The 24,308-nt window shown below is 42.9% G+C and carries 16 protein-coding genes; 15 read left to right on the top strand and 1 reads right to left on the bottom strand.

What is annotated here, in order from left to right:
* Window positions 1-14 precede the first annotated feature (14 nt).
* Window positions 15-830, bottom strand: a complete 816-nt coding sequence (locus BMZ06_RS14880) for a lipoate--protein ligase family protein (protein ID WP_089753074.1) — start codon at window positions 828-830, stop codon at window positions 15-17.
* 598 nt (window positions 831-1,428) lie between these two features.
* Here BMZ06_RS14880 and BMZ06_RS14885 point away from each other — a divergent pair.
* From BMZ06_RS14885 to BMZ06_RS14960, 15 genes are all read left to right on the top strand, one after another.
* Complete coding sequence (locus BMZ06_RS14885; RefSeq protein WP_041601214.1) at window positions 1,429-1,608, top strand: hypothetical protein; 180 nt, start codon at window positions 1,429-1,431, stop codon at window positions 1,606-1,608.
* Window positions 1,609-1,846: 238 nt separating this feature from the next.
* Window positions 1,847-3,742: a PrkA family serine protein kinase gene (locus tag BMZ06_RS14890; RefSeq protein WP_089753075.1), complete on the top strand. Its 1,896-nt coding sequence runs from the start codon at window positions 1,847-1,849 to the stop codon at window positions 3,740-3,742.
* Between the two features lie 91 nt (window positions 3,743-3,833).
* On the top strand, window positions 3,834-5,363 hold the full coding sequence (ppx, locus tag BMZ06_RS14895) for an exopolyphosphatase (protein WP_089753110.1): 1,530 nt from the start codon (window positions 3,834-3,836) through the stop codon (window positions 5,361-5,363).
* A gap of 125 nt (window positions 5,364-5,488) precedes the next feature.
* Entirely contained in the window at window positions 5,489-7,591 is a 2,103-nt protein-coding gene (locus tag BMZ06_RS14900; RefSeq protein ID WP_089753077.1) for an RNA degradosome polyphosphate kinase, read from the top strand.
* A 200-nt stretch (window positions 7,592-7,791) separates the two neighbouring features.
* Window positions 7,792-10,668, top strand: a complete 2,877-nt coding sequence (locus BMZ06_RS14905) for a 2-oxoglutarate dehydrogenase E1 component (RefSeq protein WP_089753079.1) — start codon at window positions 7,792-7,794, stop codon at window positions 10,666-10,668.
* Window positions 10,655-12,001 (top strand): 2-oxoglutarate dehydrogenase complex dihydrolipoyllysine-residue succinyltransferase, encoded by a 1,347-nt coding sequence (odhB, locus tag BMZ06_RS14910; RefSeq protein ID WP_089753081.1) that lies wholly within the window; start codon window positions 10,655-10,657, stop codon window positions 11,999-12,001. Before BMZ06_RS14905 ends, odhB begins: the two co-directional genes overlap by 14 nt.
* Window positions 12,002-12,111: 110 nt before the next feature.
* Complete coding sequence (locus BMZ06_RS14915) at window positions 12,112-12,402, top strand: hypothetical protein (RefSeq protein WP_089753084.1); 291 nt, start codon at window positions 12,112-12,114, stop codon at window positions 12,400-12,402.
* A 27-nt stretch (window positions 12,403-12,429) separates the two neighbouring features.
* Window positions 12,430-13,161, top strand: a complete 732-nt coding sequence (yidC, locus tag BMZ06_RS14920) for a membrane protein insertase YidC (protein WP_089753086.1) — start codon at window positions 12,430-12,432, stop codon at window positions 13,159-13,161.
* Between the two features lie 168 nt (window positions 13,162-13,329).
* A complete protein-coding gene (gene yhbH, locus BMZ06_RS14925) occupies window positions 13,330-14,493 on the top strand; it encodes a sporulation protein YhbH (RefSeq protein WP_014642359.1) in 1,164 nt (387 codons plus the stop codon).
* Between the two features lie 1,015 nt (window positions 14,494-15,508).
* A complete protein-coding gene (gene helD / locus BMZ06_RS14935; RefSeq protein ID WP_089753089.1) occupies window positions 15,509-17,836 on the top strand; it encodes an RNA polymerase recycling motor HelD in 2,328 nt (775 codons plus the stop codon).
* A gap of 115 nt (window positions 17,837-17,951) precedes the next feature.
* Window positions 17,952-19,463: a potassium/proton antiporter gene (locus BMZ06_RS14940; protein WP_089753091.1), complete on the top strand. Its 1,512-nt coding sequence runs from the start codon at window positions 17,952-17,954 to the stop codon at window positions 19,461-19,463.
* A gap of 222 nt (window positions 19,464-19,685) precedes the next feature.
* Window positions 19,686-20,498, top strand: coding sequence for a pyrroline-5-carboxylate reductase (gene proC, locus BMZ06_RS14945; RefSeq protein ID WP_089753092.1), 813 nt, complete (start codon window positions 19,686-19,688; stop codon window positions 20,496-20,498).
* A gap of 113 nt (window positions 20,499-20,611) precedes the next feature.
* Window positions 20,612-21,091, top strand: coding sequence for a PH domain-containing protein (locus BMZ06_RS14950; RefSeq protein ID WP_089753094.1), 480 nt, complete (start codon window positions 20,612-20,614; stop codon window positions 21,089-21,091).
* Window positions 21,081-22,559 (top strand): PH domain-containing protein, encoded by a 1,479-nt coding sequence (locus BMZ06_RS14955; RefSeq protein WP_089753096.1) that lies wholly within the window; start codon window positions 21,081-21,083, stop codon window positions 22,557-22,559. The genes BMZ06_RS14950 and BMZ06_RS14955 overlap by 11 nt, the downstream gene beginning before the upstream one ends.
* Before the next feature lie 130 nt (window positions 22,560-22,689).
* A complete protein-coding gene (locus BMZ06_RS14960; RefSeq protein ID WP_089753098.1) occupies window positions 22,690-23,982 on the top strand; it encodes an NCS2 family permease in 1,293 nt (430 codons plus the stop codon).
* The last annotated feature ends 326 nt before the right edge of the window (window positions 23,983-24,308 follow it).

A 24,308-nucleotide genomic window follows, 5' to 3' on the forward strand; every position in this document is an offset into this window, starting at 1 on the left:
AATTCCACTCCTTTTTATCTGGAAAAATTCCATTCCTCTGTGCGATAGCGTTCTTCTGCAATTCTTTCTACTTCTTTCCACTGCTCATCGGAAAGTTCAAAAGGTTCTAAATGGATACCAAGCCCTGTTTCGAATCCTTCTTTAAAAGCTTCTTTCGTCTGATCAAATGTTATACGGCTGTCGATCAGTTGATTGATTGCTGCGGCTTTATCACCAAATGCGCGGCGAGCCCGTTCTTTTACGCGTTCATTCTTATAAATAAACATATCAAAAAGTTTCACATCATCTACATCAATTGGAATAGATCCATGTTGAAGTATTACACCCTTTTTCCTTGTCTGTGCACTTCCGGCAGCTTTCCTGCCTTCCACAATCAATTCATACCAGGAGGGCTCTTCAAAACACACGGCTGAACCGGTTGTATCTAACTTGCCCTCGGGAACGGCGAATTCAGCTTCAATACCGAGATTATGAAAACCTTCCAGAAGTCCTTTTGAAAGAACAAGATAAGCATCTTTCACGGAAGCTGGCATGTCCGGATGATCTTCGGAAACAATAACACTATACGTTAATTCCTTGTCATGAAGGACAGCACGGCCACCAGTCTGACGGCGAACGAGTTCAAAGCCATGACGTTCGACACCTTCCAGGTCAATTTTACCTTTGACCTTTTGGAAGTATCCCACTGAAAGACCTGCTGGTGCCCATCCGTAAAAGCGAAGTACTGGAGGGATTTCTCCTTGGCGATGCCAATTCATCAATGCTTCATCCAGAGCCATATTCATGGCTGGTGTACAATGACCAGAATCGACAAAGTACCATGTTTCCATTTTGCAGTCCTTCTTTCTATATGTAGTACTTTATTTGAGTAAAATGTTCATGAATCATTTTAACAAGGGTGGTGTATGGTGTCAAAATTTGCTAAACTATTTTTCTATGAATTTTTTGAATATATAATAGATTCTATTAAATTACAATATCCCTTTCTTCCTATAATTTCTCGGGTGCGTATTTCAAGACAATTGGGCCCTATGGTAAATAAGTATTGATCAAGGAATAACTCGCTTTCCACACTTTCTCCTACTCATTAAGGCCGAAAGGGGCCTCGAAACTTAGTCTCCAACTCTCCTCCCAATATAGTAAGCTCTATTAAGTGTGGTTGTTTTTTTTATTCGGCTTATGTCTCGAGTGTCTGGGTGATGGAATGAGACGAGTTGTTTCCGTAACCGTCCCACCCTTTTTTTTGGAAATGGACTTAATATGTCTCGAAATCAAGTCTTCAAGTAATGGAAGCTTATCAGTAAATCAACACTGAGGTTTAAGAGTGCCTATAAAAAATCAAAAATAACAAGTAACCTAATGAAAAAATCAAAAATATCCACTGTGAAGTATGGATATGCTTTACAATAGGAACAGGAGGGGTTCATCATGAGTCAATCTTTGCTATCTAGTATACTCTTTTTAATAAGTGCAGCTATTTGGGCGGTGCTTGCCATTTTTTATGATGAATTCCGGTGGTTGAATATTGGATTATTTATTTTATTTTTAGTAATAGGACTCTCCCATCGCCAAAGATATCTTAAAGAGAGAGATTATGAAGAGGACTGATCGTTCAGATCGGTTCTTTTTTTTGTGGAATTCTAATAAAGATAACCATACAGGTCCTTTCAGAATTGGTTGCAGCAGGAGAAGAAAGTTCTTAAGGAATCCTGTGAGAAAGTACTTTTCATCAGTGAAAGCAGGAACTGTGAGCGTAGTGCTGCTTGTCTTTAAGACACATGTTTTCTCTTATCTAAGCATAGGATGTATTAAATTTCGTCTATGATGACGGAGGAGGTCTCGCTAAGTGGATATATTGAAGAAGATACAAGACCACAGGGAACAAGCTGAAGAGTTAAAGTGGGAAGGTACATTCGCAGAATACTTAGAGCTATTAAAAGAACAACCGTATTTAGCACAATCCGCCCATTCCCGCGTTTATAATATGGTGAAAGATGCGGGTGTCGTGGAAGAACATGATCATAAGAAGTTCAAATTCTTTGATGATGACATTTACGGGTTGGACGAAGCTATGGAGAAACTCGTTGAAGAATACTTTCACCCGGCAGCCAGACGTCTTGACGTTAGAAAACGTATCCTTTTATTAATGGGTCCTGTCAGCGGCGGGAAATCCACGTTGGTCAACTTGTTAAAACGGGGACTTGAAAAGTATTCTTATACAGACAGAGGAGCCGTTTTTGCGATTAAAGGATGTCCCATGCATGAAGACCCGCTTCATTTAATTCCGAACCACATGAGAGAGGAATTCCATGAGCACTACGGCATCCGGATTGAAGGAAGTTTATCACCGTTAAACACAATGAGAGTAGAGAAGGAGTACAGCGGCCGGATTGAAGATGTTCTGGTAGAAAGGATCTTTTTCTCAGAGGATAAACGTACAGGCATTGGTACCTTCAGTCCATCCGATCCGAAATCTCAGGATATTGCGGATTTGACTGGATCGATCGACTTTTCCACTATTGCAAAATACGGTTCTGAATCCGATCCTCGTGCCTACCGTTTTGATGGGGAACTGAACAAAGCGAACCGCGGGATTATGGAGTTCCAGGAGATGCTGAAATGTGATGAGAAATTCTTGTGGCACCTGCTCAGCTTAACGCAGGAAGGAAACTTTAAAGCTGGCCGTTTTGCCTTAATTTCTGCCGATGAATTAATCATTGCCCATACCAACGAAGCAGAGTATCGTTCCTTTATCGCCAATAAAAAGAATGAAGCCCTGCACTCCCGAATGATCGTTATGCCTGTTCCGTATAATTTAAAAGTCAGTCAGGAAGAGCGTATCTATGAAAAGATGATTCGCGAGAGTGATATACGGGATGTGCATATTGCTCCTCATACTCTCCGTGTAGCAGCCATGTTTACAATCTTAACGAGATTGAAAGATTCTAAGAAAGCTTCTATTGATGTATTGAAGAAAATGAGATTGTATGACGGTGAAATTCTGGAAGGCTTCAGTGATGTAGATGTAGAAGAACTGAAAAAAGAGTTTTCAGATGAAGGCATGAGCGGAATTGATCCGCGTTATGTCATCAACCGTATTTCTTCCACGATTATTAAGAAAGAACTAACATCGATTAATGCGCTCGATGTGCTGAGATCTTTGAAAGATGGACTGAGCAGCCATGCATCGATTTCAAGTGACGATAAGGACCGCTACCTTGATTTCATCTCACTGGCAAGAAAAGAGTACGATGAGATTGCGAAGAAAGAAGTACAGAAAGCATTCGTCTATTCCTATGAAGAGTCTGCCATCACTCTCATGGATAACTATCTTGATAATGTAGAAGCGTACTGTAACAAAGCGAAGCTCAGGGATCCGCTCACCGGTGAAGAGTTAAATCCGGATGAACGCCTGATGCGTTCCATTGAAGAGCAAATCGGAGTGTCCGAGAATGCTAAGAAAGCGTTTCGTGAAGAAATCCTTATCCGTATTTCAGCTTACGCCCGTAAAGGCAAAAAGTTTGATTACCAGTCTCATGAGCGTTTGAGAGAAGCTATTCAGAAGAAACTGTTTGCTGACCTTAAAGATGTGGTCAAGATTACGACATCAACCAAAACACCGGATGAGCGCCAATTGAAGAAGATTAATGAAGTTGTCGCTACGCTTGTCGATGAACATGGGTATAATTCAAGTTCAGCCAATGAGCTGTTAAAATACGTGGGCAGTCTATTAAACCGATAGTAAAAATTATAAAATCCACCCTCCGCTTTTTCGTTCAGGAGGGTGGATTGCTTATGTTATAATGGCTTCAAAAAGAAATGCAGGTGAGAGGATGTCAAAAAGTTATTACGCCATTATCGATGTAGGTTCCAATACGATGCGTCTGGTTATTTATTTAAGAGAAAAAGGCGGGCGGCTTCGTGAAATTGAAAACGTAAAGGCAGTGGCCCGGCTGCGTAATCATTTGAAAAAGGACAACCGTCTTTCTGATGAAGGAATCCGAACCCTCTTGACCACACTGACAAGCTTTAAAGAAGTTGCTCAAAGCTATCAACTGGAAGAAATGGTCTGTGTAGCTACGGCAACGATTCGTCAGGCTTCCAACCAGGAAGAAATCACCGAAAAAGTATCTGAGCACACAGGGTTTGATATGAGAATTCTTTCTGAACATGAAGAAGCCTATTATGGATATTTAGCCGTTGTTAACTCCACGCCTCTGACTGAGGGGATTACAGTAGATATCGGCGGAGGCAGTACGGAGGTTACATACTTCAAAGATCGGGAGCTCGTGGAATCCCACAGTTTTCCGTTCGGAGCTCTCACGCTGCAGCAGGACTTTTTTAAGAAAGAGCTGCCTACGGATGATGAAATGTCGAATCTGCGTCAGTACTTAATCGAACAATTCAATACGCTGCCCTGGCTTCAAAAAAGAAAAGTTCCTTTGATTGGAATAGGCGGGGGCGCACGTAACCTTGTGCAGATTGATCAGAATCTTAAAGAGTACCCGCTCGCTGGTCTGCACCAATATAAAATGAAAGACAGCGATCTATCGTTTGTTAAAAACTATTTATTCACACTCCCAATGAAAAAACTGCAAAAGGTGGAAGGACTGTCGAAAGACCGCGCCGACATTATTCTGCCGGCAACGGAGGTTTTCCATTCTCTATATGACGTATCCCAATCAAGCGGATTTATTTTAAGCCGCAAGGGGTTAAGGGATGGCGTTTTCTATGAGCAGTTAACAAGAGGTATGGGGACGCATCTTTTTCCAAACGTACTGGAAGAAAGCATCCAGGAGCTTGTCACTGATTATGACTTAAGTGTGAAACAAATTAATCATGTGCAGCACCTTTCGAATGAGTTGTTCCATCAGCTCCACGAAAAAGGCATCGGCGGCTTGAGGAAGAAAGACTGGCAGGAAGTGAAGCGGGCGAGCTATGTTTTTAATCTGGGTGATTATATTGATAGTGAAGCCAGCTCACAGCACACCTTTTACCTGTTAGCCAACCGTACGATTGACGGTCTCATGCATATGGAGCGTCTACGCCTTGCTCTACTTGCTTCTTTCAAGAATAAGACGCTCTTCAAACAATTCCTTCATCCCTATAAAAAGTGGTTTCTTAAGGACGAGCGTAAAAAGCTCCGCATGTTAGGAGCGCTTCTTAAGTTCTGTTACTGCCTGGACAGTACGAGACGCCAGACCGTAGAAGATCTTGAATTAGCGGTTGATGGTGATGACCTGAATATGACCCTTTACTGTAAAGGGGAATGGATGCCGGAAGAGTATCAGGCGGAAAAACAGAAAAAACATTTAGAAAAATGCCTGAAGAAGAGTATTAATCTTTCATTTGTGGAAAAATAATATCGAAATGGAATAGAATGTTTGTTATTAATCCTCTGTTTACGAAAACTTAACATGTTATTAATGTGCCCTATAAAATGACGTACTAATGTGGACGTGAGAATACAATGTAAAGGGTGTGGAACATGTCGAAGAGCAACGAAATAATAGAGCTAGATAACCCTCTTTTTTATAATAATAGAGAACTAAGCTGGCTTGCTTTTAACGAACGCGTGTTAGAAGAAGCCATCGATACCGATAACCCTTTGCTGGAGCGGCTGAAGTTTTTAGCGATATGTTCTTCCAACCTGGATGAGTTTTTTATGGTGAGGGTAGCCGGTTTGAAAGACCAGGTGAAAGCCGGGTTTAACAAGCCTGAGAATAAAGCAGGTCTTACACCTAAACAACAGCTGGCTAAAATTGCGGATATTAATCACGACATCGTTGAAAAACAGTACGCGACATATCAAGCTATGAAACCGGAATTGGAGAAAGAAGATATATCCATTCTATCCATTGAAGATTTAACGAAAGAGGAGATTAATAATCTGGAAACGTATTTCAATGAAGAAATTTTTCCTGTATTAACTCCTATGGCTGTAGATGCCTATCGTCCTTTTCCAATGCTTTTAAATAAGTCTATTAACCTGGCTGTAGTCATTCAGGATGCGCTTGATCCTCACGATAATGAAACCAAAACGGCCATCGTGCAAGTACCTGCCGTATTGGATCGATTTGTGCAGGTGGAGCATGATAAAAAGTATCAGTACATTCTGCTTGAAGAAATTATCAGCCATTTTATTAACAAGCTTTTCAAAGGATATCAAGTAAAATCGATTACAGAGTTCCGAATCACGAGGAATGCGGATATGACGATTCACGAGGAAGGAGCACGGGACCTTCTGAAGGAAATCGAAAAAGAATTAAGAAAAAGAAAATGGGGAGCGGCCGTCAGACTTGAAGTGAGAAGCGGAAAGTATGATGACAAGGTCATTCGTTTCTTGTTAAGCGTACTTGAAATTCACAAAGATGATCTGTATATTACAAATGGTCCGCTTGATCTTACATTCTTATTTAAATTTCATAAGACATTCTCTGAGATTAAGGATCATTTAATGTATGAAACCTTAATGCCTCAACCCCCTCGAGATTTAGAAGGGGAAGAAGACATATTTGAAGCGGCTTCACACCGTGATCTATTTCTGCACCATCCCTACGAATCGTTTGAACCAGTGGTTGATTTCGTCTCAGAAGCTGCAGATGACCCCTACGTACTTGCAATTAAACAAACGCTTTACCGGGTCAGTGGGGATTCCCCGATCATCGACGCTTTGAAACGGGCAGCAGAACAAGGGAAGCAAGTGACTGTGCTGGTAGAATTGAAAGCCCGATTTGATGAGGAAAATAATGTTCAATGGGCTAAGGAACTTGAAAAAGCAGGGTGCCACGTGATTTATGGCATGACCTATTTGAAGACGCACAGCAAGATCACTCTGGTGGTAAGAAAGAAGAAAGATAAAATAGAGCGTTTCGTTCATTTGGGAACAGGGAACTATAATGATCAGACAGCATCCTTATACACGGACATGGGGATTATTACATCGAAACGTAAATTTGGTATTGATGCTACAGATTTCTTCAACTATTTAAGCGGCTTTACAGAAAAGCCGAAGTATCATCATATTTCCATGGCTCCGTTTGATATTCGCAATGACTTTATCCGTTATATTAATAATGAAATCCGTTTCCAGAAACAGCACGGGAACGGCCGGATTATTGCTAAGATGAATTCGTTAACGGATAAGAATTTAATAATGAAGCTCTATGAGGCCTCACAGGCAGGCGTTCAGATTGATTTAATCGTGCGCGGAATCTGCTGTCTGCGTCCTGGTATTAAAGGGATTAGCGAAAACATCCGCGTAATTAGTATTGTCGGACGTTTCTTAGAGCACAGCCGCATTTATTACTTCCACCATAATGGTGATGATCGAGTGTTTTTGTCCTCCGCCGATATGATGACGAGAAACATGGTAAAACGTGTGGAGCTTTTATTCCCAATTCACGAGCCTGGAGTGAAAAGCCGTTTGCAAAGGATTCTATCCGTCATGCTAAGTGACAATGTAAAGGCCAGGGAACAGCAGAACGATGGAACATACCGTTATGTTGAAGCTCCCAAAGGTGCCGAACGAATCAACAGTCAAATGAAACTTTATGACATGGCATACCGCGTTCTCGAAGACGAAGAGTGACAAATTCATATCACTTTACTGGTAAAAAGTGAAAAAGGCGTACCAAAGGGTGCGTCTTTCTTGTTATAATGTAAATGTTGTTAATTAAAAAAATAACCGAATTTTGTTGAATACTTACGCGTTTCAATTCTATAATGGTATTTGGACTTGGAAACGTTTTCGAAGAAATTACATCCAACAACTACTTGGGGGTATTACACGTGTCTAATCAAGGCTCCAATGAAAGATTCTGGGAAAAATTCCACGGCCCCAACATGGGCTATGTTGAAGAACAGTACGAACTATACGAACAAGACCCTTCTGCTGTCGATGCTTCATTAAAAGAATTATTCGATGAGCATGGGGCACCTGAATGGATGAAAGAGGATCCGTCTGCACAGAGCACCGGTGTATCTTCATCTGCAGAAGTGGATATTGCAAAAGTTACCTCAGCACTAAAACTTGTTGAGGCTATTCGTCGTCATGGGCATCTGCGAGCTAATATTTACGCAGTAGGAAGTGATGAGCGGCCGAGTACCAATCTTCTGGATATTGAAACCTACGGCCTGACTGAAAAGGACTTAGAGAATATCCCGGCGAATTGGGTATGGCCGGACTCACCGCTGCGGCTAGATAATGCCCTGCAGGTCGTCAGGACTTTAAAAGAAAAATATGCAGGCACCACTTCTTTTGAATTTGGTCACGTTAATAATGAAGAAGAGCGGAAATGGCTGGTGGAGAAGGTTGATACTGGCTCCTTCCATGTTTCCTTTTCCAATGAAGAAAAGAAACAGCTTTTGCGGCGTTTGGCGCAAGTCGAAGGCTTCGAAAACTTCCTGGCTAAGACTTTCGTTGCCCAGAAGCGTTTTTCCATCGAGGGTCTGGACGTCATGGTCCCGATGCTTGATCATATGATTCAGTCGGCTTCTACCGATAAAATCAAGAATATTATGATGGGGATGGCACACAGAGGGCGCTTAAATGTGCTCGCTCATACGCTAGGAAAGCCTTACGATCGAATTTTCTCTGAATTCCATCATTCCCCCGATAAAGAGCTGATCCCTTCTGAAGGGTCTACAGGCATTAATTATGGCTGGACCGGAGATGTGAAGTATCACTTTGGTGCCCGGAGAGAAATCGGGAACGGAGAACAGTCAGCGACACGGGTCACGTTGAGCCATAACCCTTCTCACCTTGAATACGTAAATCCAGTCGTGGAAGGCTTCACGAGAGCAGCCCAGGACGACCGCTCTAAAGCTGGATATGCAGAAATGGATGAAGACGAAGCGTTTGGTCTTCTCATTCATGGAGATGCTGCTTTTATTGGTGAAGGTGTCGTAGCTGAGACCCTAAACATGAGTGATCTGCCGGGATATCGTACAGGTGGAACGATTCATATTATTGCCAACAACCTTGTAGGTTTCACAACCAACCGGGAAAAGGGACGCTCTACTCGTTATGCGAGTGATCTCGCTAAAGGATTTGAAATCCCTGTTGTACACGTAAATGCTGATGATCCACTCGCGTGTATGTCAGCGATGGCGCTTGCTTATGAATATCGTCAGACCTTCCATAAAGACATCTTAATCGACTTAGTTGGTTATCGACGCTTCGGACACAATGAAATGGACGAACCGCGTGCCACTCAGCCCCGTCTTTATAGTGAAATTGATGATCATCCGACGGTGGCTTCTATTTATGAAGAGCAGCTTCGTAAGGAATCCGTTGTTGAAGACGGCACACTTAAAGATATGAAAGATGAAATTGAAAGTGAATTGCGTGATGTGTACAACAACATGAGCGAACATGAAACCACTACACCGGACGTGCATGAACGTCCAAGCGGTGTTGAGCGTACGCTGGATGAAATTGAGACTGCGGTTGATATAGATCGGCTGCGCTCCTTAAATGAGGGAATGCTTAAACGTCCAGAAGGTTTCAATGGATTTAAGAAACTGGAAAAAATTCTTCAGCGCCGCAGTAAAATGCTTGAAGACGGTCAAAAAGTTGATTGGGCTACTGCAGAAGCCCTGGCTTTCGCGTCTATATTGGAAGAAGGAAGACCGATCCGTATCACGGGTCAGGACACAGAGCGTGGAACTTTTGCTCACCGTCACATGGTTCTGCATGATGTGGATACAGGAGAAACCTATTGTCCGCTTCACGGTTTAGAGCAGGCCAATGCTTCGTTTGATATTCACAACAGTCCGCTTTCCGAGGCCGGAGTACTTGGTTTTGAATACGGCTACAGTGTCCAGGCTCCAGAAACTTTAGTCCTATGGGAAGCTCAGTTCGGAGACTTCGCTAACGCGGGACAGGTTATTTTCGACCAGTTTATTGCGGCAGGCCGAGCTAAATGGGGAGAAAAATCCAATATGGTATTCCTCCTGCCGCACGGATATGAAGGACAGGGACCGGAACACTCCAGTGCCCGTCTCGAGCGCTTCCTTCAGTTGGCTGCAGAGAACAACTGGACGGTAGGCAATGTGACCTCTTCTGCGCAGTATTTTCATTTGCTGCGTCGTCAGGCTGCCATCAGTAATGAAGAAGAAGCAAGACCGCTTGTTTTAATGACACCGAAAAGTCTTCTTCGTAATCAGAGAGTGGCGGTGGAAGGAAGCACCTTCAGTGAAGGTAAATTCCAGCCGATCATGAGACAACCTGGTTTGACTAAGGAAGACGATAAAGCGAGAGAAAAAGTAAAAACCTTGCTTCTTGGAAGTGGGAAAATTATGGTGGATATAGAAGATACGGTAGAAAAAGCAGAAGATCATTCGTTTGAAACGATCGATGCTGTCCGTATTGAACAAATCTATCCATTCCCAAGACAAAGATTAAAAGATATCCTTGAAACGTATCCGAATTTAGAGGAGCTCGTTTGGGTTCAAGAAGAACCTCAAAACATGGGAAGCTGGTACTTTGTAGAAGGTATCCTGCACAAACTGCTTACAGGCAGTCAGATTCACCGCTACGTAGGAAGACCGCATCGTGCGTCTCCTTCCGTGGGCGAACCAAACATTCATAAAACCGAGCAAAACCGTATAATCCATGAAGCGCTACAGATGTCTAAAGGAGGAAAATCAAATGAAGGAAATTAAAGTTCCTGAATTAGCCGAATCCATTACAGAAGGTACGATTGCCGAATGGCTGGTCCAAAAAGGAGATCAGGTTGAGAAAGGCGATCCTATACTTGAACTCGAGACAGATAAAGTAAACGTTGAAGTAAACGCAGATGCAAGCGGTGTTATTTCGGAACTTCTAAAAGAAGCTGGAGATGACGTAGAAGTAGGAGACGTTATCGCTAAAGTTGATGAAAACGGAGAAGCCGGAGGCAGCTCGGAAGAGGAATCTTCCAATGAAGAAGAACAGAAAGAATCTTCTGAGGAGAACAAGCAAGCCGAAGAAGATAAAGAACAACAGCAAGAAACAGAGGATTCCAAACAAAAAGAAGAATCTAAATCCGATCAGGATCAAGGTTCAAATGATGACGACAAAAAAGAAGTCATTGCTACTCCAGCGGCTCGTAAACGAGCGCGTGAGCTTGGAATCAACCTGAGTGAGATTTCTGCAAGAGATCCACTTGGCCGCATCCGTCCGGAAGATGTAGAAGAAGCGGCTCAAGGCGGAGGCAAGCAGGAACAGAAACAGGAACCTAAGCAGGAACAGAAAAAAGAAGCACCTAAAAAAGAGAAAAAATCAGAACAGAATAGTGAAAAAACAGAGTTTGAAAAGCCGGTGGAACGAGTTAAAATGTCCCGTCGCCGTCAAACAATTGCGAAGCGTCTCGTAGAAGTACAACAAACTTCCGCGATGCTTACCACTTTCAATGAAGTCGATATGACGAATGTGATGAACCTTAGAAGCCAGCGCAAAGAATCCTTCCAGAAGAAACACGATATTAAATTAGGATTCATGTCTTTCTTTACGAAAGCTGTGGTAGGCGCACTGAAAGAGTTCCCTCTAATCAATGCGGAAATCCAGGGCAATGAAATTGTGATGAAGAAATTCTATGATATTGGTATGGCTGTATCTACGGAAGAAGGTCTCGTAGTTCCAGTTGTCCGCGATGCGGATCGTCTGGATTTCGCAGGAATTGAAAAAGGAATTGCTGACGTGGCAACGAAAGCCCGCAATAAGGAACTTCAGTTAGAAGATCTGCAGGGTGGTTCCTTTACGATTACAAACGGCGGTATTTTCGGTTCCATGCTTTCAACGCCGATCCTAAATTCTCCGCAAGTCGGTATCCTGGGTCTGCACAATATTGAAAAGCGTCCAAAGGTTATGCCTGACGACACTATTCAAGCCCGCCCTATGATGTACATTGCTCTTTCATACGATCACCGGATCGTAGACGGTAAAGAAGCTGTACAGTTCCTGAAGAGAATTAAAGAAATGATTGAAGATCCTTATGATTTATTACTAGAAGGATAAACTTATCACCCGCCGGGAATAATTCCTGGCGGGTTTTTTGTGACAAAGTGAAACATTTACGTTAGGATAAACGTATATTCACGTAATAATTAATAAAAAGGATTGGAACCATGGCCATTATAATAGAATTATTTGACGGATCATTCGATTTACTATTCTTGTCTTTATATATCACATTGCTGGCCGGTATAGCTTTTGAATCCATGTGGACTCATATGGTCTCAGGAAGTTCTTTATGGCTGCAATCGCGCCACGTTTTTCTGGGGAAGGATACAAAAGCATTCTCGCTACAAGAAACATCTGTTTCAATCACTCATGGATTGATTCATTGGATACAACGGACAGTAGCCAGAAAAGAAGACGATGGAGACGATGATCACTACCTCTTTGTTCGTGCCTGAAGATACGAATAAAGAGGAGGACTAATATTGAAAAAATGGATAAGTTTATTTTTGATCAGCACAATTTCTTTAACGGGATGTGCACCGAAGGAAAGCGGAGGAGGGTTCTTCAGCCAATACTTTGTGGAGCCCTTCATTGAGGCGATCACCTTCATTGCAGAGTTATTTGGAGAAAATTATGGCATAGCGATTATTTTAATTACCCTTGCGCTTAGAGTGGTTATTATGCCGTTTATGTTGAAAACGTTTAAAAATAGTCAGGACATGCGTGGGAAAATGGATGCGGTGAAACCTGAGCTGAATGATCTTCAAAGCCGATTAAAGCAAGCGTCCAGCCAGGAGGATAAGAAAAAGATTCAGAGCGAAATGATGGAATTGTACCGGACCAATGAAATTAACCCGCTAAACATGGGATGTCTGCCGATCGTCTTACAGATTCCGATCTTTGCTGGAATCTATTATGCGATTCGAAGCTCTGAAGAAATCGCAACCCACTCATTCTTGTGGTTTGATTTGGGGCAGACTGATCTAACTATGGCTGTTATTGCGGGTGTTCTTTATTTCATTCAATATAGAGTGTCTCTTATTGGAATGCCGGAAGAACAACGAAAGCAGATGAAATGGATGGGCTTGTTATCTCCCGTCATGATTCTGTTTATATCCATTTCCTCGCCCTCAGCTCTGCCTCTCTATTGGGCAGCAGGAGGAGCTTTTCTGGTGATTCAAACACTGGTTTCCAAAAAACTTTATACAACCTGATGGTGGCAAATAAAGTCCTGTACAGTTTCTGTGCGGGGCTTTTTTTCTTGCAGACTACTCTAAAACAAGGCTAAATAACCAAAAAATTCACACATATTTTATTATGTTTCATCCATTCACGTGGACCTGCATACGATAGAGTAATACTCGGTTAGGAGGGAGAAAAACATGGATGAAGAGAAGAGTTTCGTAATCGCCGAAGACGACTGGTCCCTCCATCGGAAAGGCTACGACGATCAGAGGCGACATCAGGAAAAAGTTAAAGATGCGATGAATAAACAATTGCCGGATTTGATTACCGAAGAAAATATTGTAATGTCGAATGGAAGACGTGTCGTCAAGATACCAATACGTTCGCTTGATGAATATAAAATTCGTTACAATCATGAGAAGAACAAGCATGCAGGACAAGGCGATGGGGATAGTGAAATTGGTGATGTGGTAGCTCAGGCGCCGCAATCCAAAGGAAAGCCTGGTCAAGGAGAAGGTGCCGGCGATCAAGCTGGCGAAGATTTCTATGAAGCTGAAATATCACTGGCAGAGCTCGAGGAAGCATTTTTCAAAGAGCTGACGCTGCCGAACCTCGATGAAAAAGAAAAGGATAACATTATTCAGACAGACATTGAATTTAGTGATATCCGTAAAACAGGTTTAACAGGTAATATTGATAAGAAAAGAACGATGTTAGAAGCCTATAAGCGGAACGCTCTAGGAGGGGAAGCTTCGTTTAACCCCATCTTTCCGGAAGATATACGCTACAAAACCTGGAATGATAAAACGAAACCTGAATCAAAAGCGGTTGTTATTGCGATGATGGATACAAGTGGTTCCATGGGTCAATGGGAAAAGTACATGGCCAGAAGCTTCTTTTTCTGGATGAACCGTTTCTTAAGCAAAAATTATGAGACGGTGGATGTGGAATTCGTAGCTCACCATACGCAGGCTAAAGTGGTTAGTGAAGAAGACTTCTTTTCTAAAGGGGAAAGCGGAGGAACAATTTGTTCGTCAGCCTACCGGAAAGCTCTGGAGTTAATTGAAACTAAATACTCACCGGATCGTTATAATATCTACCCGTTCCACTTTTCAGATGGAGATAATCTAACGTCCGACAACAAACGCTGTTTAGCTTTAATTGAAGAGCTGCTGGAAGTTTCTCAGATGTTTGGCTATGGAGAAGTAAACCAGTACAATCGGTCATCTAGTTTGATGCAGGCGTATAAAGCGATTGACCATCCTAAGTTCCGTTATTACATTTTGAGAAGAAAAGCCGATGTATTTCATGCAATGAAACAATTCTTTAGCGAAGCGAGTCCAGAAGAAGTCGTGAATTAAAAAAAGAGCCAGGTAAAGGCTAATCCTTACCTGGCTCTTTTGATTGTGCCTCTGTACAAATTTCGATTGTACTAGGGGGAGAGGCATAGTAGAATTGTTTTTATATATAAGCTGTCCTGCACTAATAACTGAACAGATGATTCAGTCATACAAGAAGCTGATACATGAACACACAATGGTGTTTTAACATAAGAGGATTATTGCGCTAAAGGGCCGTATACTTTAAGACTCAGTTTCGAGATAAGTTGGGTCCGTTACTCAATGTGGAAGAGGGCTGGTGGGGAAATAACTCGTCTTGTTCCATCACCCAGACACTCGAGACATAAGCCGTTCATCAACGGACGGAAAAACCACCCTCCTTTTGATGCTCGGCTTATGCTGGTCGTGTCTTTCGGGGTGATTCCACATTTGAACACTTTCCTATGGGGGAACGGTGAGCTTCCTCGCTCGTTTCACTCCCTGCGGGATCTCACCTAGTCCCTTCTCCCATGGGAGTCTCGTCATTTCCCCACCAACCCAGCCGAGTGAGAATAACGGACGCTTTTATAAGAGAGAATGCTCTCCTTCTTAATTGGTCCTAAATGCTTTTATACAGGCTATTTCACATCTTATAGCATGAAAATAGCCTCATGATTATATGCTTTTTTCTCATCAACCCCTCGAAGTCTTTAATGGTTTCGAGTTTCTGATTCGGCAAGGTCCGTAGGGGGACGATGTAGACTCCTGCGGGATGAACATGATCGGTGAGATCCCGCAGGGCTGTTAAGCCCGAGGAAGCTCAGCACAGAAGAGGTTCGACTAAGAACGCCACCTCGTGTGGCAACGTCGAACGACCCTGCGTCGTGCAGGGCCGGAAAGCGAAATCGTCCCCCGCAGGACTTTCCGCTCAACGAATATCTCGAAATCAAGTCTTCAAGTAATGGGAGCTATTCTGAATTTATGAATAAGAAAATAGAGCAGGGGTTCCTGGCTGCTGATAATAGTATGTTTTGTGCACGTGAGAGGAGCGGATAGGATGGATGAGAACCACTACGAGTGGCAGCAAGAAGAGAAAAGAATAGAGAATATTAAACGAATATTATCAGAGAAAAAGAATGAATTAATGGAAAATAACAAAGAATTGATGGGAGATATACTGGAACTGCGTCAAGGGTTTTGGGATGATGTTACCGTCAATATGGATGAACCGGACGAAGCGATTGAAACATACGCGAGTATTAAACAGCAAGCTGAACTATTGTCAGAGCGGGAGAGAAGCTACGGGCAGTTTAATAAACTAGTGAAGCTTTACGAGCGGCAGGAGGATTCCCCCTATTTCGGAAGAATCGATTTCCAGGAAGAAGACGGAGAGATAGAGTCTATATATATAGGCATTGGTTCATTGATGGATAAGAACAAAGAAGACTTTCTGATTTATGATTGGCGGGCACCTGTATCGAGCATGTATTACGATTATGCTCCCGGACCAGTCCAATATGAAACTCCTGTGGGTGAAGTGACCGGGGAGATGAAGCTGAAGAGACAATTCATTATCCGGCGCGGCTCTCTTCAAGGAATGTTTGATACAGGATTGACGATTGGAGACGAACTGCTCCAGCACGTACTTGGCGGAAATGCCACCTCCCATATGAAAAGTATAGTAGCTACGATTCAAAAAGAACAAAATCAAATTATAAGATATGATAAGAATAAAATGCTGATCGTGCAGGGAGCAGCTGGGAGCGGAAAGACCTCAGCAGCCATGCAGCGCATTGCGTACCTGCTCTATCGATACCGGACGTCTATAAGTGCAGATCAAATTTTATTATTTTCACCCAACCACATGTTTATCAGTTATGTGGCTTCGGTCCTTCCTGAACTTGGGGAGGATAACATGCGGCAAATAACATTCCAGGAATATGCGGCTGGACGTCTGGATCGGGATTTTAAGCTGGAAAGTCCATTTGAACAGCTGGAATACTTGTTGTCTGATCGAGACAGCCAGAGGCTTGAAAAAAGAGTGGCAGCAATTCGTTTCAAATCAGCATTGGAGTATAAGAATCTGCTGGATGATTACGTAAAAGGATTAACTGAGAAAGGGATGAAGTTTAGGAACATCACCTTTCGAGGGCAAACAATCGTAAGTGCTGAAGAGATTCACCGATACTTTTATAATCTCACAGGCCGTATTCCTAACCGGATAGAAAGCGTCAAAGTGTGGCTGCTTGATCAACTGGATGCTTTCCAATTAAAAGAACAGGATAAAGATTGGCCGGTCGAAGAAGCTGCTTTTTTAGCGAAGCATGAATATGCTGAAGCGTTTAATGAACTTGAGGAGCATAAAGAATTTAACGAAGACACTTTCGATGATTTTGACAGGGAGCAGAAGCTGCTTGTAAAAAGAATCGTGGAAAGAAAAGTGCGGCCTTTAAAGAAAAAGATCGAACAGTTAAAGTTTATTAAGCTAAGAAGACTGTATGAACAGATGTTTGATACTGTATCCGTTCCTGCAGAGTTGAGTGAAGAAGATTGGAAAGATATTGGACTTGAAACGAAAAAAGCGCTGAACAACAAATATTTATATGCTGAGGATGTTACACCTTTTCTGTACTTACAGGATCAAGTTGAGGGCAGAAGTGTTAATACAGTTATTCGGCATCTATTTATTGATGAGGCACAGGATTATTCACCGTTTCAAATTGAGTTTATCAAGCAATTATTTCCGAATGCACGCTTCAACCTGCTCGGCGATTATAACCAGGCGATCCATAATCTTTATACTAAAGATCCGAGTTTATTGGAAGAAGGGGACGAATTAGAAGAAGATCTGAAGGTGGAACATTTGTATTTAATGCGGAGTTACCGTTCCACTAAACCGATTGTTGAGTTTACGAAGCACCTGCTTCCTGATGGGGAAAAGATTGAAGCGTTTAATCGTGAGGGACAGAAGCCTCGTGTCCATAAGAAAGACAACGAGGATGAACTGATCAAAACTATGCAGGAGACAATATTAAGCAGGCAGAAGGAAGGTCACGAAACCATTGCACTTCTGACCCGAACAAAACAAGAGGCGAAAAATTTACATGAGCGCATAGGCGAGAAATTCTCGGCCAGATTGATTTATAAAGAATCACAATCCTTTGAAAAAGGTATTCTCATTCTTCCTGGATATCTAGCTAAAGGAATTGAATTTGATGCCGTGATGTTACCAGAAGTGTCCAGTGCGACTTATAATAAAGAGGAAGAACGGAAACTATTATATACAGCAGCAACAAGAGCCATGCACGAATTGGATTTATTTTATACAGGAGTAATGAGTCCATTGCTTCAATCGGTATCTGAGGATTTGTATGAGAGAAAATGAACAACAGCTTCTGCGTTGCAGAGGCTGTTTGTTTTAATAAGGTGAATTAGTAGGGGACGGAGCCGTTGTATTGCTATAATGAACGATAGATGTAATGGAATAAAGGAGATTAACAATGATACAGGAACTGCTTCAGTCGGACAAGTTTATTATGCTAGTAGCTTTACTATTAATTACAAGTATTCTCGTAACGAAGTTCTCTACAAGACTCGGGGTGCCTTCCCTTGTCTTATTTATTGCCGTAGGAATGCTTGTAGGAAGTGATGGGCTCGGGTTAATTTATTTCGACAGTGCTGAAGTGGCGCAGCTTGTCGGTGTATTTGCCTTAATTATCATTTTATTTGAAGGCGGTATGCAGACAAAATGGAAAAATATACAGCCAGTGATTGGCCCGTCGGTTACTCTTGCAACTATTGGAGTACTGCTTACCACAGGACTGGTTGGTGTAGCGGCAAGGTACATATTAGGCTTAGACTGGGTAGAAGCTATGCTGCTTGGTGCGATTATTGGTTCCACGGATGCGGCGGCTGTATTTGCGGTGTTAAAAGGGAAAAATGTAAGAGACAGACTGGAGGCTACACTCGAAGCCGAATCGGGTACTAATGATCCAATGGCTGTGTTTTTAACCATTACGTTCATTCAAATCTTAACCACGGGAGAAGCGGAAATTCTTCCATTGATTGGATCCTTCTTCTGGCAGATGGGAGCAGGACTTATCATTGGTGCTCTCGTTGGGTATGCCGGAAGCTTCAGCTTAAACCGTATTAATCTGGATTCCAGTGGACTCTATCCTTTATTTGCACTTGGATTTGCTTTTTTAGCGTATAGTGCGAGTTCGCTCGCGCAGGCGAGTGGGTTGTTAGCTGTGTATGTAGCTGCTGTATTTATAGGAAATGCAGAGTTAGCCTATCGTTACTCAATTCTGCGTTTCCACGAAGGGTTTGGGTGGATGGCCCAAATTGTGATGTTTATTATTCTCGGGCTGTTTGTGTTCCCGACCGAAGTCTTTACGCTATCGGTTATGATTGATGGGCTGCTTATTGCTCTGGCTCTGATTCTAATTGCCCGTCCGTTGGCCACATTTATCAGTCTGGCTTTCTTCTCCTTTAATATAAAGGAGAAATTGTTTCTATCATGGGCAGGACTGAGAGGGGCCGTTCCCATTGTACTGGCGATTTTTCCGATGCTTGCTGGCGTAGAGAATAGTCAGTTGATTTTTAATGTTGTCTTTTTCACGGTACTTACTTCTACTCTCTTTCAGGGTTCATCGATTACATGGGTAGCGGAGCGCTTTAAGCTGGTTTCAGATAAGCTAACCAATCCAATTCATTCTCTGGAATTGATTTCGATCGGGAAAGCGAACGTGGAATTGATGGAATTTGATGTAATGGAAAACAATCAGGTAGTAGGGCAGACGCTTGAGCATATCGAACTGCCAGATCGTGCTTTAATTAATGCGATCATAAGGGAAGGCGATGTGATCACTCCATACGGCCAAACTGAAATAAAAGCAGGAGATACTTTGTATATCATGGTGTCACGGAGCAGTAAGAAGGAAGTGAAGAGATTATTGCAAGCCGTTAAGCCTGGAGAAGACGCTGTGAACCACGAAAAAAACCGAGCTTAAGGCAGCTCGGCTTTTTTCGTAGCAGCTATGATATTTTTGGTCGTTCGCTATGATATGAAGAATACAATTCTAATTATAGGTAACTTGGCCGCATTTGTAAACCTTTTCCCCATAAAACATGAAATATTTACTAGTTATTTACATAAATTCAATCGAATCAGATCGACAATTGTTATGTAAGAAATAATCCTATACAATGGAGAGAATAAGGAGGAATGCCCGGTGGATAAAAAAATAGGATTTATTGGCTGCGGACAGATGGGACAAGCTATGATCCAGGGAATGATTGATGCGAAACTGATGAAAGCGGAAAATATAGCAGCAACCGCTCTCTCGGATGAAACCATCGACTTTGTCTCAGATGAATATGGAATTCACATATCAAATGACAACAAGCAGCTTGCACGTGAAAGCGATTTATTATTTCTAGCTATTAAACCTTACATTTATCATGGAGTTATTCAGGAAATAAAGGATGAAGTTCCTCCGGACACCGTTATTGTTACGATTGCAGCTGGAATTACACTGGATGCAATCAAAGAAGCATTCGGCCGCAATGTTAAGGTTATTCGTTCGATGCCTAATACGCCATCTCTTGTCGGAGCTGGAATGAGCGTGTTATGCCCAAATGATTTCGTTACAGAAGAGGAATTAGCTGATGTAATGGAAGTTTTCGAAAGCTTTGGGGAAGCAGAAATTATTGAAGAAAAACTAATGGATGCGGTTCCTGCGATCAGTGGTTCTTCTCCAGCTTTTGTTTACATGTTTATTGAAGCGATGGCTGATACAGCTGTTCAGCAAGGCTTTCCTAGAGATAAAGCCTATAAAATTGCCTCCCAGGCCGTTCAAGGGGCGGCGAAGATGGTTAAAGAAACAGGCAGACATCCTGGCGAGTTGAAAGATGCGGTGTGCACCCCTGGAGGCGTAACGATTGCAGGAGTGACAGAACTTGAGCATTCCGGCATGCGCAGTTCAATTATTCAGGCAATGGAAGCTTGTACGAAGAAGTCGAAAGAATTATCAAAAGGTGAATAGACTTCTCAGAAGCCAGATATGACATGCTTGTCGTGTCTGGCTTTTTTTAAGGATACGAAACTTTTAGATTAACTTTTTCGTACCTAAGATAGATGATCGAGGAGGTATGGTTTATGTGGAGAGAACCGGCACAGCGGATTTCCGAGCGCGCCCTGTCCTTATGGCGGGTCTACGGAGCTATCCAGGCAGGCGTGACACTTCTTGTCAGTATAGCAGTCGGAGGTGCGGTCTATTTCTGGGACTGGCCTGAATGGCTGCTTGCAATTGCAGCTGGAATTATTTTAATGGAGTTGATCCTCTCAGTCTGGTTAATACCTGACCTGAGGTGGAAACGATGGCGTTATGAAGTGACTGAACAGGATATTGAGCTTCAGCACGGAATTTTTATCATTCAGAGAACACTCGTGCCGATGGTCCGTGTTCAGCATGTGGATACGGAGCAGGGCCCTTTACTTAGAAAATATCGGCTGTCAACGATCAGCATTTCGACAGCGGCAACGGTACATAAAATTCCTGCTCTTGATGAACAGGAGGCGGAGGAACTTAGACGTTCGATATCTTCTTTAGCAAGGGTGGCTGAGGATGATGTTTGAACCCAAGCGTCTTCATCCAGTATCTGCAGTTATTAATTTTGTTAAAGGGTTAAAAGATTCTGCCCTTCCTATTATCGCGCTCATTTTCCTGAACGGTAACATATTTAGTGGGGAAGTAGAGTGGATCCCTCTTTTAATAACGATCGGTTTTCTGTTATTAGTACTAGGCGGAGGGGTGATCCGCTGGCTCCGTTTCAGTTACAGAGTGGAACAGGGAGAACTGAGGATTGAACATGGGCTAATTCTGAGAAAAAAGCGATATATTCCTTTTCACCGCATCCAAAGCCTGGATTTCTCTGAAGGAATCTTTCACCGTCCTTTTAACTTAGTGAAGGTATCCATTGAAACAGCGGGCTCAGGTGATCTTCAGAAAGCGGAGGCAGAACTTACGGCGATCAAGCGAGAAGATGCTGATGAATTAGAAACTATTATTTCAAGAGAAAAAAACAAGCGTACGATAGAGGAAGAGGGTATAGAAGAAGACCGTGTAGTTTCCTCCAGGGAAAAGGTATATGAGATGAAAATGAAAGACATTGTTGTAATGGCTATTACTTCAGGAGGAGTTGGAGTCGTGTTATCAGGAGTGGGAGTGTTTGCCTCCCAGCTTACCGAAGTTCTGCCACTGGGCACGATTTACAGTGAATTCCTTGCCTGGCTTCGTATCGGGGTTCTCGTAGTCGCATTCGCTGCATTTGTTATCTTGTTGATTGCCTATGGCATATCGATCCTGCTTACCATACTCCGCTATGCAAACTTCAGTGTTTTTCTTGATGCGGATGACCTGGTGATTACTCGCGGGTGGCTTGAGAAAAAACAAATGACTATTCCGTTAAACCGGATTCAAGGTCTCAGAATTGATGAAAATTTAATCCGGCAGCCACTTGGCTATGCTTCGGTCACACTGATTAGTGCAGGTGGAGCCATTCAGCAAGGTGCCGAGCATCAGCTTCGGCTTCTTCCATTGATTAAAAAGAGAGAGATCGAAAAAGTATTGCATCAGATGATCAGCGATTATGACTTTGATGTAGAGTGGAATCGGCCGCCGTCCCGGTCAATGCGCCGTTATATACTGCGTCATTCGTGGTTCGCCTGGGTGGCCGTCATTCCACTAAGTATTTTCCTATTTCCATATGGGCTGCTCGCGATCCTAGCAGCCATTGCATTTACAGGTATAGGTTTCCTAGCCTATAAAGATGCAGGGTGGAATCTGTCCGACCAGCAATTGACGCTGAAGAGCCGGTTCATTAATAAACAGACGTTTATTATGAAAAGGAAACGGATCCAGTCAGCTGCAGTTACTCAGACCATCCTTCAGAAGCGGGTAGATCTGGAAAGTATACGTGTAACTTTGAAATCGGGTGTCGGTGGGGCTGTCGCACGCTGTCTTTATTTAGATCAGCAAGACACCCGGCAGATGATGCATTGGTATCGTCCGAATGACACAGTTGAAAAAAGGTCTGACCTCTAGGTTCAGACCTTTTTTATGTGAAATTTTAATTAAAACACGAACATTAAAGTTAAAACCATTGATTTTTGTTCGCTTTCATCTTATGATTAGAAACGTTGTGATTTTACATGCGAGACAGGGGATTTAAAAAATGAGGAAATTATTTAAATTAGAAGAAAACCATACGAATGTAAAAACTGAATTATTAGCCGGGGTCACTACGTTTCTTACAATGGTGTATATCGTAGTAGTGAACCCAGGGATCCTTGAAGCGGCTGGTGTTCCATTCGAGCAAGTATTCATGGCTACCATTATAGCCGCTGTGGTTGGAACATTAATCATGGCTTTTGCCGCCAATTACCCGATTGCCATTGCACCGGGCATGGGGATGAACGCTTATTTTGTAACGGAGGTTATTCAGCAGGATGTCAGCTACTCAGTCATTTTTGGAACGGTATTTTTAGCCGGTATTCTGTTTGTCATTTTAAGTTTAACGAAGCTTAGGGAAACTTTAATTACCGCTATACCTGCTTCCTTAAAATATGGCATTACCTCAGGAATTGGTTTATTTATAGCTTTTTTGGGACTGCGCATGTCAGGGATCATCGTAGCAAGTGAAGAGACGCTGGTAACGCTGGGAGATTTGACTGCACCAGGTACACTTTTGACTATTGGTGGATTGTTCATTACGTTAATCCTTATTTCGCGTAACGTAACAGGCGGTTTGTTTATCGGAATGGTAATTACAGCCGTAATCGGCTATTATACTGGTCAACTTGAGATTGGTGGAGTGATGTCCGTGCCGCCAAGTCCTGTGTTCTGGGATATGGATATTGCTGGAGTATTCACAAATAGCTTATATACAGTTATTTTTGCGTTCCTGCTCGTAACGATTTTTGATACAACCGGGACGATGGTTGGTGTAGCTGAGCAGGCGGGTTTCATACGTAAGGATGGCAGTCTGCCACGTGCGAGAGCAGCTCTGATGGCTGACGCTTCCGCTACTACGGTGGGGTCCATGTTCGGAACTAGCCCATCTTCTGCTTACATTGAATCTTCGTCTGGAGTGGCCGCAGGAGGAAGAACTGGACTGACAACCGTGGTGGTTGCTGGTTTATTCCTTCTTTCCATGTTCTTTGCTCCTCTGGTGGGAGCCGTTTCAGGACTGCCTGCTATTACAGCGCCTGTACTGATTATTGTTGGATGTTTTATGATGGAAGGTCTGGCTAAAGTAAATTGGACCTCCTTTGATGATGCCTTTCCTGCTTTCATTATCATCCTTACGATGCCGCTTACGTCCAGTATAGCTACTGGGATTGCGCTTGGGTTCATTACGTATCCTGTTTTGAAACTGGTAATGGGGAAAGGAAAGCAAGTACACTGGATTCTCTATGTGTTTGCGGTGATCTTTATCCTGCAAATGGCCTTTTTCCCAGGGCATTAAAGAAATGTTCTAGTATAGCTCCCATTACTTGAAGACTCAGTTTCGAGATAAATTGGGTCCGTTACGTTAGATGGATAAGGGCTGGTGGGGAAATAACTCGTCTTGTTCCATCACCCAGACACTCGAGCCATAAGCCGTTCATCAACGGACGGAAAGACCACCGTCCTTTTGATGCTCGGCTTATGCTGGTCGTGTCTTTCGGGGCGATTCCACATTTGAACACTTTCCTATGGCCCTACACGACGCAGGGTCGAACGACCCTGCGTCGTGCAGGGCCGGAAAGCGAAATCGTCCCCCGGAGGACCTTCCTCATGCTCAATATCTCG

This window comes from Halobacillus alkaliphilus, from assembly GCF_900113125.1.
Taxonomy (GTDB): Bacteria; Bacillota; Bacilli; order Bacillales; family Halobacillaceae; genus Halobacillus; species Halobacillus alkaliphilus.

Excerpts from the sequence above, each read along its gene's own strand:
- BMZ06_RS14880 (WP_089753074.1), bottom strand. The coding sequence starts at position 830 with ATGGAAACATGGTACTTTGTCGATTCTGGTCATTGTACACCAGCCATG.
- BMZ06_RS14885 (WP_041601214.1), top strand. The coding sequence starts at position 1,429 with ATGAGTCAATCTTTGCTATCTAGTATACTCTTTTTAATAAGTGCAGCT.
- ppx (WP_089753110.1), top strand. The coding sequence starts at position 3,834 with ATGTCAAAAAGTTATTACGCCATTATCGATGTAGGTTCCAATACGATG.
- BMZ06_RS14900 (WP_089753077.1), top strand. The coding sequence starts at position 5,489 with ATGTCGAAGAGCAACGAAATAATAGAGCTAGATAACCCTCTTTTTTAT.
- odhB (WP_089753081.1), top strand. The coding sequence starts at position 10,655 with ATGAAGGAAATTAAAGTTCCTGAATTAGCCGAATCCATTACAGAAGGT.
- BMZ06_RS14915 (WP_089753084.1), top strand. The coding sequence starts at position 12,112 with ATGGCCATTATAATAGAATTATTTGACGGATCATTCGATTTACTATTC.
- yhbH (WP_014642359.1), top strand. The coding sequence starts at position 13,330 with ATGGATGAAGAGAAGAGTTTCGTAATCGCCGAAGACGACTGGTCCCTC.
- helD (WP_089753089.1), top strand. The coding sequence starts at position 15,509 with ATGGATGAGAACCACTACGAGTGGCAGCAAGAAGAGAAAAGAATAGAG.
- BMZ06_RS14940 (WP_089753091.1), top strand. The coding sequence starts at position 17,952 with ATGATACAGGAACTGCTTCAGTCGGACAAGTTTATTATGCTAGTAGCT.
- BMZ06_RS14950 (WP_089753094.1), top strand. The coding sequence starts at position 20,612 with ATGTGGAGAGAACCGGCACAGCGGATTTCCGAGCGCGCCCTGTCCTTA.
- BMZ06_RS14955 (WP_089753096.1), top strand. The coding sequence starts at position 21,081 with ATGATGTTTGAACCCAAGCGTCTTCATCCAGTATCTGCAGTTATTAAT.
- BMZ06_RS14960 (WP_089753098.1), top strand. The coding sequence starts at position 22,690 with ATGAGGAAATTATTTAAATTAGAAGAAAACCATACGAATGTAAAAACT.